The sequence below is a fragment of the Actinobaculum suis genome (assembly GCF_900618115.1).
Taxonomy (GTDB): Bacteria; Actinomycetota; Actinomycetes; order Actinomycetales; family Actinomycetaceae; genus Actinobaculum; species Actinobaculum suis.
The window spans coordinates 1-15,288 of record NZ_UYIO01000001.1; the positions used below are offsets into that span (position 1 = coordinate 1).

General features: G+C 57.0%; 16 protein-coding genes and 2 tRNA genes. 11 read left to right on the plus strand and 7 right to left on the minus strand.

Translation table 11 applies throughout. The features are described 5' to 3' along the window. From H8274_RS00005 to H8274_RS00045, 9 genes are all read left to right on the plus strand, one after another. Positions 1–789, plus strand: a 789-nt coding sequence (locus H8274_RS00005; RefSeq protein WP_185933491.1) for a hypothetical protein, incomplete at its 5' end; no start/stop codon positions are given. 11 nt (positions 790–800) lie between these two features. Continuing rightward, complete coding sequence (locus H8274_RS00010) at positions 801–1,844, plus strand: hypothetical protein (RefSeq protein WP_185933492.1); 1,044 nt, start codon at positions 801–803, stop codon at positions 1,842–1,844. Continuing rightward, positions 1,841–4,474, plus strand: coding sequence for a hypothetical protein (locus H8274_RS00015; RefSeq protein ID WP_185933493.1), 2,634 nt, complete (start codon positions 1,841–1,843; stop codon positions 4,472–4,474). Before H8274_RS00010 ends, H8274_RS00015 begins: the two co-directional genes overlap by 4 nt. Before the next feature lie 24 nt (positions 4,475–4,498). Beyond that, positions 4,499–5,152 carry a hypothetical protein gene (locus H8274_RS00020; RefSeq protein WP_185933494.1) on the plus strand — a complete coding sequence of 218 codons (654 nt, stop codon included), beginning with the start codon at positions 4,499–4,501 and terminating at the stop codon, positions 5,150–5,152. Positions 5,153–5,205: 53 nt separating this feature from the next. Continuing rightward, positions 5,206–5,724 (plus strand): hypothetical protein, encoded by a 519-nt coding sequence (locus tag H8274_RS00025; RefSeq protein WP_185933495.1) that lies wholly within the window; start codon positions 5,206–5,208, stop codon positions 5,722–5,724. Positions 5,725–5,757: 33 nt separating this feature from the next. Next, positions 5,758–6,021: a hypothetical protein gene (locus H8274_RS00030; RefSeq protein WP_185933496.1), complete on the plus strand. Its 264-nt coding sequence runs from the start codon at positions 5,758–5,760 to the stop codon at positions 6,019–6,021. A 144-nt stretch (positions 6,022–6,165) separates the two neighbouring features. Continuing rightward, positions 6,166–7,158 (plus strand): peptidoglycan recognition protein family protein, encoded by a 993-nt coding sequence (locus H8274_RS00035; RefSeq protein ID WP_185933497.1) that lies wholly within the window; start codon positions 6,166–6,168, stop codon positions 7,156–7,158. A 16-nt stretch (positions 7,159–7,174) separates the two neighbouring features. Then, the gene (locus H8274_RS00040; protein ID WP_185933498.1) at positions 7,175–7,594 is read left to right on the plus strand and encodes a hypothetical protein; all 420 of its coding nucleotides are present in this window, start codon (positions 7,175–7,177) and stop codon (positions 7,592–7,594) included. A gap of 22 nt (positions 7,595–7,616) precedes the next feature. Continuing rightward, positions 7,617–8,216 (plus strand): hypothetical protein, encoded by a 600-nt coding sequence (locus H8274_RS00045; protein ID WP_185933499.1) that lies wholly within the window; start codon positions 7,617–7,619, stop codon positions 8,214–8,216. 577 nt (positions 8,217–8,793) lie between these two features. Here the strand turns inward: H8274_RS00045 and H8274_RS00050 are convergent. From H8274_RS00050 to H8274_RS00080, 7 genes are all read right to left on the minus strand, one after another. Beyond that, on the minus strand, positions 8,794–9,141 hold the full coding sequence (locus H8274_RS00050) for a helix-turn-helix domain-containing protein (protein ID WP_185933500.1): 348 nt from the start codon (positions 9,139–9,141) through the stop codon (positions 8,794–8,796). 72 nt (positions 9,142–9,213) lie between these two features. Beyond that, on the minus strand, positions 9,214–10,026 hold the full coding sequence (locus H8274_RS00055) for a hypothetical protein (protein ID WP_185933501.1): 813 nt from the start codon (positions 10,024–10,026) through the stop codon (positions 9,214–9,216). Positions 10,027–10,124: 98 nt separating this feature from the next. Next, a complete protein-coding gene (locus H8274_RS00060) occupies positions 10,125–10,643 on the minus strand; it encodes a hypothetical protein (protein ID WP_185933502.1) in 519 nt (172 codons plus the stop codon). 107 nt (positions 10,644–10,750) lie between these two features. Then, complete coding sequence (locus tag H8274_RS00065; protein ID WP_185933503.1) at positions 10,751–10,969, minus strand: hypothetical protein; 219 nt, start codon at positions 10,967–10,969, stop codon at positions 10,751–10,753. A 112-nt stretch (positions 10,970–11,081) separates the two neighbouring features. After that, positions 11,082–12,236: a tyrosine-type recombinase/integrase gene (locus H8274_RS00070; RefSeq protein ID WP_185933504.1), complete on the minus strand. Its 1,155-nt coding sequence runs from the start codon at positions 12,234–12,236 to the stop codon at positions 11,082–11,084. A gap of 209 nt (positions 12,237–12,445) precedes the next feature. Continuing rightward, a tRNA-Ser gene (locus H8274_RS00075) sits at positions 12,446–12,533 on the minus strand. 68 nt (positions 12,534–12,601) lie between these two features. Next, positions 12,602–13,531, minus strand: a complete 930-nt coding sequence (locus H8274_RS00080; RefSeq protein ID WP_185933505.1) for an HAD family hydrolase — start codon at positions 13,529–13,531, stop codon at positions 12,602–12,604. A gap of 252 nt (positions 13,532–13,783) precedes the next feature. Between H8274_RS00080 and H8274_RS00085 the strand changes: the two genes are divergently transcribed. Beyond that, positions 13,784–13,874, plus strand: a tRNA-Ser gene (locus H8274_RS00085). 97 nt (positions 13,875–13,971) lie between these two features. Beyond that, positions 13,972–15,210 (plus strand): class I SAM-dependent RNA methyltransferase, encoded by a 1,239-nt coding sequence (locus H8274_RS00090; RefSeq protein ID WP_185933506.1) that lies wholly within the window; start codon positions 13,972–13,974, stop codon positions 15,208–15,210. Positions 15,211–15,288 lie beyond the last annotated feature (78 nt).

Genomic DNA, 15,288 nt, shown 5'->3' on the forward strand with positions numbered 1-15,288 from the left:
GTGGCGATACAGGGTAGCTCAGTAAGCCCCGGCCGGAATAATGTTCCCCTAATCAGTGTGCCCGCCGGTAATAGTGGCGGTGAAATCCGCACTAACGCGAACGGTGACCCGATCGGCCGGTTGGTGCCGGGCGGTATCGTAAAACCGGGCCAAACGTGGACCGGGATGGACGCCGGCGGCGTAGGAGAACGCACATATTGGCTAGTCGATCCCACAACCGGCCAAAAAACCAAGATAGGCACGATTAATGGGGCGTGGCCTAAGCGGCATGAAATTAGGTCTCTAGATGGCCGGTATTGCATACCTTTCCGGTGGGAAGGACCGCATAAAGTCGAAGGAGATTTGAAGATTAGCCAAGTATGGCCGGCGGGGGCGGCCTACCCAGTATTGCGCACTAGCGGCGATAGCCCCGCGCAACCGTTTACGGTCCACGCAGTCCCTGAACCAGAGTCGCGCAACGCTTGGATGGAGCTTATTCGCCGCCGCGCCCCGGTCATGATCATCCATTCACGGGCGGCGTGCCACCGGCCCGAATGCCCCCTACTGGAAGATGGTGGGTGTTGGCTTGCGCAAATTGTGGCCGCCCCTCGCGAGATGAGCGCCCGGTTCGATCGGGGCGAAGAAACATACCAACTGGATTGCGTCCCGGTGGACCCCGCCTCACTCGTCGGTTTATCGGGCGGGATTGCCCCGAACGTTTGGCGGGACCTACCCCGGCTAGGGACCGTGGAGCGGCTACGGGCGGCCCGGTCTACATGGCGGGATGTACTCGAACACCCAATTCCGTAAGGAGGTGAAACATGATTTTAGACCCTTCAAGCTCCACGAACGTGGTCACTGAGCTTGTGGTTTGGTCATACCCGGAATACGAGACACACGTTTTCACGCCCACTAAGGGCACTATGACCGCGAAAGCGCTTACCGAGGGGTGGGGCGACTATGTGCTAGATGTGGCCGTGCCTCGCGAAAGCGGTGGGAAAGATTGGCTCCCTACCGGCCCTGAATCACTCCTCGCCACGGGCAATACTGCGACCGTAAGGCAAACGATTTCCCAGGCCGGTAAGCTCATCGTGTTTGAGTCTCCTCATTATCGGCTTGATTCGTGGGAAGAGGACGGCCCGGAAATTCGCCTATCGGGGCACGGTTTCCTATCCTGCTTGCGCGACCACGTTCTAGCAAAACCGGTACAGGTAGCCAGGTCTTCTACGTGCCTCATGGCGCTACGCGTCACGCTGGAACTCGACAACCTCGCGGTGCAAGCCCCCGATGGTGTAGGGAATGATCCGGTTCCTGATGGGTGGGTGATCGGCCAAAAACGAGACCAAGCAGTAGCGGATTTGTGTTCGGCGGGGCGCATGGTCATACGCGAAAAACTCGGGGGCATTGTCGCGCTACCCGCGCCAACCATAAAAACAAGCCCCGACGTGGTTTTGAGAGATGGTACGGGCGGGACCGTGGTTTCAGCCCCTTCAGGCTTTGAGCGAGCGAAACGGCCTAATCATGTGGTGGTGTCGGGTAGTTCGGATGGGGTGGAATTTGCGGCCGAAGCATACGAAACCGATGGGCCTTTTAAGCCGGCCCGCTATGGGTGGGTAAGCGTAGAAGTATCAGGCGATGCAGTTAGTTCCGAGGCTCAGGCGCTGCTTGTGGCGCGTGCAGAGCTACGCAGGCGCGGCGCATACTCGGAGCTAGTGCGCGTCCAGTGCGTAACCGATTGGCGGATAAGCCTCGACCAGACGGTTGCAATTCATGTTGATGGGCGTACGCGTGTGGGCATCGTAACCGGCGTGGAAATGCCTATCGATGGGCTTGGGTTGATGAGCGTGGAGGTGGCTTGCGGATGAGTGTTCTTGACGCATATTCGAATGAGTTTAGGAAACCGGCGGCGCGTCCAATACGCACCGCCGTTTTTATTGGGACTCTCACGGAAGATGAAAGCACGCGCGGCCTGGTCGAGGTGGATTATGCGGGGGCCCAATTACGGCTACCGGCCTTGCCAGGGAAATATATTCCGGGCGGGTTGGTTTATGTCGATGTGGATGGTTCCGGGCGGCCCCGCCGGGTAACGGGGGCCGCGTCGGATAAGGCTGTAGGTGATGAGTCTTTAGAGCGGGCCGGCTTCTCCCCCACTACTGAGACGGTGACCGTTCATAAAACGCTACTCCCTCAAGATTTAACAGCTGATGAAAAGGCTGTGTTGGAGGCGTTTCCTGGTGAGATGGAGGCGGCTAATGCGCGGCTTGAGGCGGCACGGACCGAACTTACGGCGGCCGGTGAAAAGACTGTTGCGCGAGTTGCGGCACTGGAAGGTGAAGTCCGTGCAAATGACATGAGCGTGCGCACCAGCCTATCGGCGTATGTGGGTATGTTGGGTGATGTGCAGGTGCTCGCGTCCCAGGCTAAGGCGGCGGCAGACCGGGCCGAAAACGTAGCCACAAATGTACAAGCAACGCTACCTAAGCACGTAGACAAGGTTGCCGAAAACCTGTTTTCGCGGTCTTCGATGTTCGTGCGCTCAAATACGGCACCTACCACCATGGAAGAACGTACGCTGTGGTTTAACACCGCTGACGGACTTCCCTACATCTACGATAGTGAAGCCAAAAAATGGGTAGTGCTAGAAAATTCGGCGGTCCAAGCGGCCGCTGCGAAAGCCGATGAGGTAGCCAGTTTGGCGGCTACCGCGAAAGAATCTGCTAACGCCGCAAATAATCTTGCTACCCAAGCAAAACAGCTTAGCGAAACCGCGAAGACTGACGCGGATAAGGCGAATGCGGCGGCGGTTGCGGCGCAGTCTAAAGCAGAATCTGCCACGGCGCAGGCGGTTTCTGCGCTCGCGGAAGCACAAGCCGCAAAAACCTTGGGCCAAGATACGGCGCGTGATGTTACGGCGGCGAAGGACCTGGCTGATCGGGCGGCCGCTGACGCACTCTCAGCACGGAATATAGCGGATACGCTCACGGGTCAAATGAGCACAGCTCAAGGCCTGATTACTCTCGCCTACCGCAACCCGAATACGGGTGATGGGGCGGGTAAAAAAGACGGTTCCCTATGGTATGTGTTTTCTGGGTCCACGCCGATGCGGGCCTACGTTTGGCGCAATGGTTCCTGGCAGACCATGAAACTAGGACCGGAATTCATCGGCAATAATGCGATTACGCGGGCGCATATCGCGAGCGCGGCTATCGGGTCAGCTCAGATTGCGGATGCGTCGATTACTAACGCTAAGTTAGGCAAATTGTCGGTGGCTTATGCGAATTTGCAAAAGGGTATCGCTGAAGAGCTGTGGACTAATGACCTGGTGGCTAAGGCCGCGGATTTGGGCCGGGTTACGGTTGCGGGCGGTAATCTCGTTTGGAACGGGGCCGGGGCGTATCAGGAAGACCTGGACGGGTGGCAATATTCGGCTACGGTGCCTCCTACCGACGGGGTGAAAGGCACCTGGTGGAAAAATAACCCTTCGACTTTGTGGGTGCGTGATATTCCGGTTCAGGCGGGCAATCAATACCGGTGGAACTGGTGGGATCGGGATATCTCTGCTAGCGCCACTTTTAATACTGCTGTTGTTTGGCGGGACGCTAACGGCCGGCAAATTTCGTACACGTACGTGGGCTATCACCGGAAATCGGCGGCAAATTGGTGGGAAAAGCGGGGCATAGACTTAACGGCCCCCGATCGGGCGGCTACTGTTTCCCTGCAATGGCGTAATTTTAATGGGGGCACCACGTGCTGGATCGGGGGCATCGAGCTACTCGCTAAGACTGGTGCAACCCTCATCCAAGACGGCGCTATTACTACTCAACATTTGACGGCGGGCGCTGTCACCTCGGACAAAATCACGGCCAATGCGATTACGGGTAAAACTTTTTTGGGTTCGAAGTTTTATGCGGCGTCTAATACGGGCACGTGGGATAACACGGTTTTGGACTCAACCGGGCTTCATGTTTATAAACAGGGTAAAGAGCAAGTACGTGTTTCTGCTGATGTAGAAACCGGGTTATCCGTACGCTCCCCGGTGCGAGATGAAATGATCCCGCTAGGCCACCATGTTTTCGGGCGTGAGTTTTGGGCTGAAGGTGAGGCGAAAGGCCTCAGCTGGCATTGGCAATTCCACGATTTCGAACGCAAGTTCACCCCACTAACCGCCGCAAACCTTGTTGGGTATACGTCGATGGTGAGCGGGGATCGGTATCGGGTGATTATGGGCGTGTATTTCAAGGATTCTCAGACCGGGCAGAAATTAGATGTTGGTTTGGCCCATAGTGTCGGTATTTATGCGACCACTATCCAGCAACCGATCACCCTGGTGCCGGGTAGGGAGTACACGGTCGGTATGCAATTCCGAGTGACCCACATGATCCCGGGATCGGCGCGTCAGCACGATGTGGGTGAGCCGATTGTTTCGCCGCGAATCGTGTGGATCGAACCATTATTTGGGTTTGCTTATCGAAATGGGAAATGGGTAAAAAGCTAAATTTAGGAAGGTGGCACGTTTTTTATGGCTACACAGACTGTTCTTAAACATACTATTCCGGAGTATGGGGATCCGGCGGATATGGTCGCCGCATTCACCGCGTTCAGTAACTCGGTGCACGCGGTTATTCCGGTCAACTCAGTGGCTGAGGCACAAAAAATTGTTTCCTCAGCGCCCGCGTCCGCATTCCCCCTATTTTTCTCAGTAACCCCGAAAAGATCAATATACGCGGCCTATGAAAAGACTGCTGGCCTGGAGCGAATCGCCGGCCGGCCAACCATCTGGGACGGCTCAATGCGCCAAACCAGTATCCCGCGTAATAAATGGCAGAATATCGGGTTGAATGCGCCGGTTAGGATTCGTGGCGATTTCAAGTTATCGGCGGATAATACGACTCTCACGCTCCCAGAGAGCGGGATATGGGCAATCAATACGCGCGCCCGGCTCGTCACATCGGTATCAAGCAATCCCGAACATCGTACGCTTCTGGAAATCCGGGTAGGCAGTGACGGATTCGCTTACCGTACATCTACTTCTGGAGAAGATCAGCTGGTTGTTAATTTTCAGAAATACCAATCGGCCGGGACTCGTATTTCAGTATGGCTTTACCAGAACATGGCCGACACTTTGGGCATTAACGGCGGGGATTTGTCCGCTGTCCTATTGGCCCCCGCATAATAGGTTTTCCAAAAAAATATGAAGAGAAATTTAGGAAAAATGAAGGGGGTCTTGTGGTGGTAAAAATACGCGGCCTGTGGGAACGTTTTCGCAGGTCAATAGCAGAACCCATAGCCGTAACCCTATTAATGGTTGCGGCTTATATTATTTCGCTCGGTATGGCCGCCACGCTCGTAAACGACATGGCCCTAACATTCCGCGCAATCAGCGTGGTGTGCCTAGCCGCGGGCGGGCTACTGGGAGCGGTCACCGCGGGGGGCGGAAAAGCAAAACCCTTCGAGCTAGTCGCCGCGGCCCTATGCGGATGCGGCTGGACCGTCTACGGAATCGGCCTAGCGGTGCTACGGTCTTCGCTTGATTTGCCGCAAGCCCGGGCAATAGTCCCGATCGTGCTGGTAGTGCTGTTTTTTGCGTGCAGGTATGCGCAGGTTTCTTTCCAGATGAGGGGCCGGGCTGAGCCGCAAGACGTGCGGGCGGCGCGTGAGGAAGCAGAACGAGAACGCGCCGAATACCTAACCATCGCATCGCAATTGCGGGCGGCGCAAAATCCGGGGGGCGCGCAAGCCGCATAAAACAATCTTTTTGGCGAATACGAAGGGAGGGTTGTGGCAGAATTCTACTCACAATTAATATTAGCTATCGTTTCCTGCTGTGGCGGGGTGATAGCCAAATCATTTTTGGATGCAATAGCGGCCCGTAAAGCAGAAAAGAAGGCACAACCTTCACCGGTCACGGTGGCGCGTGATGCGGAACGGCTCGCATGGCGAACCGAGGGCGCCTATTGGGAGCTTCGCAATGCGGCCCTACGGGCGGGGGTGAGGGAAAAGAGCCTACCTGCGGTACCGGACTGGCTGGAGACTTCAACATAACCACATCTTCCCCACATCTTCCCCATGTGTGAAGCTGTGGGGATGTTGTGGGAAGGGGATCGCAAAACGCTACCCCCCCTTTTTTCTCACTATTTCTCACTATTTCTCTCATGATTTCTCACTATCGAAAGGACACAAACAATAATGAGACTCACCAACTTAGCGGACATTCTTCGCGGCGCGGGCCTCGAAGTAACCGAAGTGGACGGGTGGCGCAATCGCGGGCACGCCGATTTCCCCACCACTCCTAAAACGATCGTCATGCACCACACCGCCGGGCCGGCGGCATCACGAAACGGCTCAGATTATCCGAGCTTGAGCACCGTACGAGACGGCCGGCCCGGTCTTTCCGGTCCACTCGCTCAGCTCGGTCTAGGTAGATCGGGCCGGTGGTACGTGATTGCCAGCGGCGTCGCCTGGCATACAGGCGTGACCTGGACCCGCGCCCAAAATAATTTTTACGCGATCGGTGTGGAAGCAGAAAACTCCGGTAGTGAGCCATGGCCGGCCGCTCAGCTGGATTCATATCGGCGCGGCGTGAAAGCCCTCGCCGATGCCTACGGGATTCCTTATTCCTCAGTGCTAGGGCATAAGGAGATTTGCAAGCCGGCTAGTCGCAAGCCGGTATGCCCCTCGATTGATATGGCCGCCTTCCGTGCATCCCTCTCATCCGGGGCTACCCCGGCCCCGGCCGCGAGCGCGGCCCCTGCACAGGCCCCGGCGGCTAGTGTTGGTGGGTATTACACGGGCCGCGTAGACGGCGTGCAAAGGGTTATCGATGGTGATCTAGGGCCGATGACCGTAAAAGGCCTACAGCTCTTGCTTCGGGATAAGGGTTATTACACGCAGAAGATCGACGGCACCCCGCGCGAGGTAGATGGCGATTTTGGTGGGCAAACGGTCAAAGCCCTCCAGCGGTGGCTACAGGACCGCGGGTATTACACGGAGAAGATTGATGGGACCCGGCGCGTAGTCGATGGTGAATTCGGGCCAATGACGGTGAAGGCTTTACAGCTTTATCTTCGCGATCGTGGGCACTATACGCAGGCGCTTGATGGTAGCCCGCGCGAGGTAGACGGCGATTTTGGGCCAATGACCGTGAAGGCACTACAGCACTGGCTTCAGCAAGCCAGCTAAACAAAGGAGGCTATTAGTGGAGCAAGTTACTTTGGAATTTGTGGCTTCCGCGGCGGGGGTCCTCGCAGTAACCCAGTGCCTGAAACAGTATTTTCCGGCAATACGGGGCGCATGGACGCTTCTCACGGCCCTGGTTTTGGGCGTGGTGGCTAACGGTGCGCTAGCCGGGTTCGGCGTGGCTAGCGTGCAGGACTGGGTGACCGCCGGCATTTTGGCGGGTCTTTCGGCGAGCGGGGTGGCGGCGACTGCCTCGAAAATCAACCCAGAGAACGCGAGCGTGTCGGAGGTAGATGGTAGCGGCGTACACGCGGCTACCCCGGCCGGGAATGTGGGGCGGCTTGCAAGCGTGGAAGACACTAGCGAGGAAAATACCGCGGTTGCTACGGAGGTCCGTGAGGCCGGAAAACGATCGGGCCGCCGCGCGGCAGAAAAATAACCCTCACAGGGAGGAAAACGAGATGGAAGAAAAAGTAGTGCCAGTAACAGAAAAAACCGAGTTTATCCCGAGCGGTGAAAAGCCGATTGAGAGCGGTGAAAAGCCGATTGGCGAACCTAAAAAACCTTATGAACCTGTGGACCCGATCGGTGAACCGGAAGGTGACCCTACCGGTGACCCGATCGGAGACCCCGCCCCGGCAGAAGTAATAGAGCCAGTGCTCTACCCGGGCGCGCCCGAGGGAGCAACTGTGTACGCCCCCGGTTGGGCGTCCACCGAAGGTGTGGAAGTACCGGAGCCTTCGAAGGAAGAAGCAAAGTTCCTCGATGAACTACCGCCCAATTTGGCGATTCTTTCCGCGCCCGGCCTGGAGCGGGTCCGTCAGGCCGTCATGAACGAGGACAAACGCCGCGAAGGCCTGGCTGAGCGTAAGGCCCGTGAGGCGATTACCCGGGCGGAACAGGCTAGTGCCCATGCCACGCCTGAAACCGCGCCCTACTGGCTCGATGGAGGTTTCTACCCTAAGGGCGGCTTAGTTCGGTGTGATGGGCGTTTGTGGAGGTGCCTGATCGAGGGCGCGCCATGGCGGCCGGGCGGGACCGGTTGGGAAATGATCGGCTAAACCGGCCCTTGCACACCTGGTTTTGGTGGGGTATCGTAGGGTGTATTCCCCGCGCTTGCGGGGGTAACCCAAAACGCGTATTCGCGGTTGGGTAAGGCGCGTGCCTCATATCATGCGCATTTTCCCCGCATGTGCGGGGGCAAACAAAAAGGGGTGTCAGTTTAGGCTTAGGCCTGGCTGACACCCCCATTTTTTGTGCCCAAAAGCGAAGGGACCGGCCCTGCACTCCCACCGAAGGCGGGTAGCGGAACCGGTCATGTTGCCCGTGAAGAGTTTGGTACGTCGTCTACTACGGTTTGGCGGGCCTTGAAAAGGATAGGAGCGCAATACAAGCAGGTAGATTTTCCTGCTAGTGGAGTGTGGAGGCTACCCGGGGGCAGTGAATGCACTGAAATCACTGGAAAAGATAATGAGAGTATTCGGCGAGATACCGCCACTTCGCCAGTGCTTTCACAGTTGTTTCAAACTGAAGAAAATGAAACCACTGGAAAGCACTGGGAAAACGGCCCTAACACGCCGAAAAGTCGAGGTGAAAACACCAGTGGAGTCAAATCTTCCTTAGCCCATTATGCCGCGTCTATGTCCAATCGGCTCGCAAGTCAGGGTTGCCTTCCATGGCTCGCGCTAACGCGGAAACATACCATTTTCGTGGAAGTGCCCGGTACAGGGTTGGGTCGCGGCGAACACTCGCCACACCAGGAGTTGAAGCCAACTCGCGTGCCAGCGCCGCGTGTTTTTCATCCAGGGCGTGTAGCTGTTCTAGCACCCCAGGGGGAATATCCGCCCCGTCAGCTTCCCACCTACGCACCGCCCGCGTGGTCACGTCCAAAATCTTGGCTAGGTCTATGGGGCTGAGATTCATGCGATGCCGAATAGCCGCAAACTCTAACCCGGTCATTTCGGGTAAGTCTTCAGGTTTTTCCATGAGTGCCACCTTCCAGGGGTGAATATGAGTGGAGGGGCCCGCCCTAGAGTGAACCCCTCCGGTAGAATTGGGTTAATCCCATACTGGCTCTTCGTAGTATCGCCAATTGGTATTACGGCCAAGCGACCACCCGCATATGTCGCTAACCGTGCCTACTTCATATTCCACACCTTCGGGGTCTTTTGACCCCCAGCCACTAGGGCCATACCAGTCTAATCTATCGAAGGAAAACGCGCGTTCGTATGCTTCTGCTCGCAGTTCTTCTGCTACTTGATCGCCATTTTCTTCGCTCTCGCGGTAGGCGTCTACGCACCGGTAGAAATTCTCGTTAAGGTAATTATATCCGTCTTTCAAGTATTCGGGTATTTCGAAGTGCGGGTGAGGAAGGTCGTCGGTAAACACTTCGAAAACTACATATCTGATGTCGTCGGCTAGGGTGAGTGCCTGATATGCGGCCGTATAGGGTTGAGTAATGGCCTTGCGGGGATCTACTTGCATTTCATGGCGGAATACCTTTTCACGGTTTTCGGCATCCATCTCTTCAGTAACCTCGGTGATTACATTGCCGTGCACCCTATCGGAGTAGAGGCGTACTTTCTTCCCGAAAAGCTTAGAAAGTAGTTGTTCTTCAGCGCCGCCTAAGTCCTCGATGTAGATGAGCGCGGCGGGGTCTACATCTGGGAAAAGTTTCGTGTACGGCGCGGTGATTTCGCGTAAATAGTCAAGATCGCACTCACCGCCGTGGATCAAGGTATTAATGAACTCGAGGCGGGCCGCCCGGCCCTTGCCGATCACTACCGGAGTGAGTCGCGGAAGAAAATTTTCCATCCAGTAATCGGTATCAAGTAGGTCGTTTTCGGTGAGATTACGGGTTGCAAGTTCCATTGCTTTGCCTTTTCTTGCTTGTGTTTCGAAATTTTTTTGAGGGGGGGGGATGAGGGGAGGAGTCTTTTTCCGGCCCCTCCCCTCGTGACCAATTTTTTCTAGAGTACTTCTAGTACGTCCCAGACGAACCAGTGTCCGAAAGAAGTGCTGTAAGAGCCGGCGTAGATGCTATCGTTGACGAGTTTCATGCCGCTTAGCTGGGCGATCCGCTCGGTAACCTCGTCAAGGTCGATAAAGTTGATTTTCTCAGGGTTAATAATACCGATTTTTTCAGCGGGAATGTCGATTTCCGGATCAAACTCGCCGGTTTCTAGCGTGTTCCCGTATTTGTCGGTAATCACCCAGGTTTCGCCATCGCGATCGATTTCGATACCGTAGTGGCCGCAGATGACCCAGACCTTCCAGGCCATGGTTTTCGCATCGTCGCTGACGTAGGCACCTTCTCCGAGGTTTTCGATTTCGAGGTCGCTCATCTCGCCTACGCGTTCGGTGATTTGGTCGAAGAAGTTCCAGTTTTCGCCGTTGAGGTCAACTTCGGGTTCGAAGGTTCCCTGCGCCCAGATTTCGCCGTCTTCGAATTCGAGCTTCCAAGTGTCGGTAGTAATTACGAGTTCCATTTTTCGGGTTCCTCCCCGGTTGTGGGCTAGGATTCTTTTCCTTGCCTTGTGGTTATAGTCTATCTCCTATCCCCACTTTACGCAACCCTGGTTACGTGAGATGTGTGTCACTCGTCCGTTTTGGTGGTCCTACCTAAAACTCGATCCACCATCTGCCGCGAAACGCCCGCCCGCTCGGCAATCTCACGCAGATAAAACCCCTCCCCGCGTGCCTTACAAAACAGCGCCGTGCGTTCTTCCAAAAGCCGCGAATATGCCGCCTCTGCTTCTCTCACCTTGCTCGCCAGTTCCTCAATTTCGCTAAGCACTGCTTCATCTCGCGCCATTGCTTTTGCTCCTTTCCGCTTTCGGGTCTGCTTGAACCCGCTTCCCGCATCTTTCCTACTGCTATCCATGATACGTAGCGCCCGCCCCGGCCCCCTGGCCCATCGCGCCCCTTTATTCGGTCATTCGGGCCGCGAGCTCACTATCACGATCCCGCCCCGAATGCTGATACACCATCACCGTACTTACGTCCGAATGGCCCGCTCTTGCCATTAGATCGGCTAGCGTAGCCCCGGCCTGACCGTAAAGCGTGAGTCCTGAATGCCGCAAATCGTGAAACCGGCCCACTGGCAAGCCCGCTTTTTTGCAGGCGTCACGATAGGCCCGCAAAAGCGTTTTGCTAGAGACATAGGCCCCGCCCATAGGCCCCCTCCACAGCAACGAGGCCGGTGGGGCGGGCGTGTAGGCCTGCAAGTGTTCTACTACGGTTTTTGCGGCGCGATCTGGGAGCGTGATCGTGCGATACCCAGCCCTGGATTTAGGCGGGCCGATCGTAATTTTCCCGCCCGGGCCGCGCTTCGTCGCCTCATCGACGCAGACCCGGGTCCCGTGTTCGGTGATGTCGTCGCGGCGTAGGGCAGCGATTTCACCAGACCTTAGGCATCCGTAGGAGCCTAGTGCGATAGCGGCCCGATATTCCGGGGCCGCCGCCCCTATCAGCGTGTCGAGTTGGGCCGCGGTATACGTAACCCGGTTGCCAGTGCCGGTAGGTCCTGGTTTGGCTAGAGCACCTTCAGGGAACGCCGGGACCGTGGCAAGAATGCCGGCCTTGCGGGCGGCAGCAAACCCGGATGAGAGAGCGAGCATGACGTTTGCGGCGGTGGCGCGGGCCCGCGTGTGGAGCAGGTGCTCCCACAACCCGGCAATATCGCTTTCTGTAACCTCGTTTAGGAGAGTGCCCGGGCCGAGGTTAGGGAGAATATGGGCCCGCCACTGGGAAATATAGGACCTGACCGTGTTAGGCGAGCGTAGCCCGCTTTCCATAGCCCTAGTGAGGTCTTCTACCCAGATCGTGAACCACTGCTCCAGAGTGGTGGAATATCTTTGCTCGGTGGGGGTAGTGATTTTGCCGCCCCCGGTAGGTTTCGCGCCCGGCTCCCACGTGCCCGCCTCTATCGCGGTTTGGATCGCTGATAGGTCTTTGCGTACGGCGGCCCGGGTAGACCTCGTAGGAGTGTAATAGGTACGACCCTCGATGCGGTAGCGGCCAAGGTATTTGCCGCCGCGTTTTATGAGGCTACCGAAAGTACTTCTTCCTGCTCTGCTCATCGGGTCTCCTTGCTACGGGGCCGGGGTTGCATTCGAAGTTGTAGCCCCGGTTGGTGTCCCCGAATGTATCCCTCACTATGCTACACAAACGCACATAGAGCAATATAGAAGCACATTCACGAATTAGGTGTTTATCCCAAGTTTTCCGCGTCGTCTCGCCGCAAACCGCATGAAAAAGCCACTCCCAGAAAATCTAGGAGCGGCTAACGCGGAGGGTGGGGGATTCGAACCCCCGGTGCGGGTTCACCACACAACGGTTTTCAAGACCGTCTCATTCGGCCGCTCTGACAACCCTCCCGGGCTCATACATACTATCTGTTTCACCGCGCGTGCAGGAAACCGCTCGGCACACACCACATTTGCGGCTAGTTTTCGAGGAGCGTTTCCAATGCGATGGCCAGCCCATCTTCCCAGATCGTGCCGGTAGAAACATCGGCAGCTTCCTGCACGAAATCGGCGGCCTGCCCCATTGCTACGCCCAGTCCCGCCCAGCGCAGCATATCGACGTCGTTCCCGCCATCACCCACGGCAACCGTTGCATGCGGCGGAAAACCGTACTCTTCACGCACTACCTCGCCCGCGGTGGCTTTCGTAACGCCGGCGCGCCCGGCATCTACCCACCCGCTATCCCACGACGAAGAAGCGATCACTTCAAGCCCATACAAGTTGAGACGATCCACGCGATCCTGTAACTCTTGCGGCCGCAAACCCGGGGCTACCATGAACATGCGAATACAGTCGTCAATGAACAACTCTTCGTAAGGAACATGCACACCGCGCTGTGGATGCAAAAGCGTAAACGGAAAACCGTCGGCAAGCATACGTTCCCCGAAAGCAGGTTCGACCGCGAAATATGCATCCGGGAACGCTTTGTGCATTTGATGCAAGGCATTTTCCAGGGCTGCTGGTTCGATCGTCGTAATGTTTGCGAGCCGCATGGAAACCTTCTGGCCACCGTCAGTAACCGCTTCATATGCTCTCCCTTCGACGCCGTTTATCGTTGCGCCTCCCGTAAGCACGGTTTCGTTGCCGTTCGAACAGATCATGACGGCGCTATCCAGGCCGAGCATTTCGGCAACCGGGTGGGCAGACATGCGGCCGCGCCCGGTAGCGATCACCACGTGCGTACCCGCATCCACGTGGGCGTGCACGGCCTCGCGCACGCGCTGGCGGATCACGCCGTCGTCCGGCAAAACCGTGCCGTCAAGATCGAGGAGAAGCATCAGGCCCGGGCCCGCCGCCGGAATTCCGGCTTGCTGGGCCGCCGCGCGGATATTGTTGGAAATTTCCGTCATCAACATTCTCACTTTCCATATTCGAGCGGTGCCGGCGCGATCTAAATCTAGAGATGGCCGGCAGTTCGGCATCTAGAAAGGGCCGGCAGTTCGGCATCTTCCGATGCACCACGGTACCCCAGGCCTGCCACCTGCGGCCCGCAAGTGCCAACACCGAATAAATTCGTGCTTGGTCTCACCTCCTCACGATGGAAACGCGCGCCCAAAAACAGGTAAACTCAGAAGGCCTGGCTTGTTAGAGCTGGTGTTCCTGGAGACGTGGGTGAGAGGCCGAAACCGCTTCCCTGCTAAGGAAGTAGTCGCGATGTGCGGCTCGAGGGTTCGAATCCCTCCGTCTCCGCCAGTGGCGCTCTTTTCGCCCCGCTCCTTCTGCGGATTGCCAAATATTATTTCCCACCCGGTACTATGGTCGTTTTACGAGCATAGCGAGGAGGTGGCACATGATCGGTTCAGTAGTGGACTTGGAAATTACAGACGTGGCTTTCGGCGGCGAATTTGTGGCCCGGCACGAAGCTGAGCTGGTTTTTGTGCGGGGCACTATCCTCGGCGAAAAAGTGCGAGCCCGCATCACTCACAAACGAAAACGCGGCTATCTGGCCACCGTTGAAGAAATTCTGCACCCCTCCCCCGCCCGCATCGAACACCCGTGGCCGCTCGGTTCCGTGGCCCAAACCGGGGCCGCTAACTACGGACATATAGAACTCACCGCCCAGCGTGCTATGAAAGCACATATGCTCCGCCGCGAACTCAAACTGGCTGGGCTTACATCTGGCTTAGGCGGTGCCAGCCCCGAGATGTTCACGGTAGATGCCGTTCCTGAGGCTGATCCTGCAGCCCCCGGTTGGCGGTATCGCACCCGCATCTGGGTTGACAAACTGGCCACCGGCGTCGGCATGTATGTACCGAACTTGGGCAAGCACGTTCCCCTTACGGAAATCCCCCTCGCCAGCCGCCGCCTGGAAGCGTTGCAAGTGTGCGGGAACGCGTGGGATGCGCTGGCCACAACAACGGAACCTTTTCACGTGCAACTCGTGGCGCCGAGCGCGAGCCCACCTTTGCTACTCGCCAATGGGCAAGCGTTTTCTGCGCCCGGGCAGCCAGCAGCGCCGGTTGTGCACGAAGTAGTGGAGTTTCAGGGCGAAAAGTTTTGGTACGAATTAGCGGCGGACGGTTTTTGGCAGGTGCATGAATATGCGCCCGCCTTACTCGTAGCGAGTGTGTTCGACGCCGTTAGCGTGACACCTGGCGATACGCTCGTGGATCTTTATTCGGGGGCGGGATTGTTTTCGCAGGTGGCTGCGGAATTGGTGGGGCCGGCCGGCAAGGTGCGGGCCTACGAAGGTAACGAGCTAGCAACCCGCGCCGCCCGTAAAAACCTCGCCGCCCACCCGTGGGCGGAAACATACGCCCTAACGCTTGATGCGCAAACAATTGCTGAGATAGTGCCCGGGGCCGATATTGTGATTGCGGATCCGCCGCGCGCCGGGCTGGGAGCCCAGGCGGCGGCGGAATTGGCACGCAGTTCGGCCACGCAAATTGTTTTAGTATCTTGTGACGCGCGTTCTATGGCACGGGACGTAACCGCTATTTTGCAGGCCGGCCGCCAACTCACCTACGCCCACGCGCTAGACATTTTCCCCAACACACACTTTGTGGAAACCGTCTGCGCCTTTGTGTAGTAGCAGTTGTGCTTTATGTGTTCGCGGTTGGGCCTGTGCCTAGCCACGGTTGCGCTTTACGTATTTGTGGTTGTGCTT

Coding starts and splice junctions, on each gene's coding strand:
- H8274_RS00010 (WP_185933492.1), top strand. CDS start 801: ATGATTTTAGACCCTTCAAGCTCCACGAACGTGGTCACTGAGCTTGTG.
- H8274_RS00015 (WP_185933493.1), top strand. CDS start 1,841: ATGAGTGTTCTTGACGCATATTCGAATGAGTTTAGGAAACCGGCGGCG.
- H8274_RS00020 (WP_185933494.1), top strand. CDS start 4,499: ATGGCTACACAGACTGTTCTTAAACATACTATTCCGGAGTATGGGGAT.
- H8274_RS00035 (WP_185933497.1), top strand. CDS start 6,166: ATGAGACTCACCAACTTAGCGGACATTCTTCGCGGCGCGGGCCTCGAA.
- H8274_RS00045 (WP_185933499.1), top strand. CDS start 7,617: ATGGAAGAAAAAGTAGTGCCAGTAACAGAAAAAACCGAGTTTATCCCG.
- H8274_RS00050 (WP_185933500.1), bottom strand. CDS start 9,141: ATGGAAAAACCTGAAGACTTACCCGAAATGACCGGGTTAGAGTTTGCG.
- H8274_RS00055 (WP_185933501.1), bottom strand. CDS start 10,026: ATGGAACTTGCAACCCGTAATCTCACCGAAAACGACCTACTTGATACC.
- H8274_RS00060 (WP_185933502.1), bottom strand. CDS start 10,643: ATGGAACTCGTAATTACTACCGACACTTGGAAGCTCGAATTCGAAGAC.
- H8274_RS00065 (WP_185933503.1), bottom strand. CDS start 10,969: ATGGCGCGAGATGAAGCAGTGCTTAGCGAAATTGAGGAACTGGCGAGC.
- H8274_RS00070 (WP_185933504.1), bottom strand. CDS start 12,236: ATGAGCAGAGCAGGAAGAAGTACTTTCGGTAGCCTCATAAAACGCGGC.
- H8274_RS00080 (WP_185933505.1), bottom strand. CDS start 13,531: ATGACGGAAATTTCCAACAATATCCGCGCGGCGGCCCAGCAAGCCGGA.
- H8274_RS00090 (WP_185933506.1), top strand. CDS start 13,972: ATGATCGGTTCAGTAGTGGACTTGGAAATTACAGACGTGGCTTTCGGC.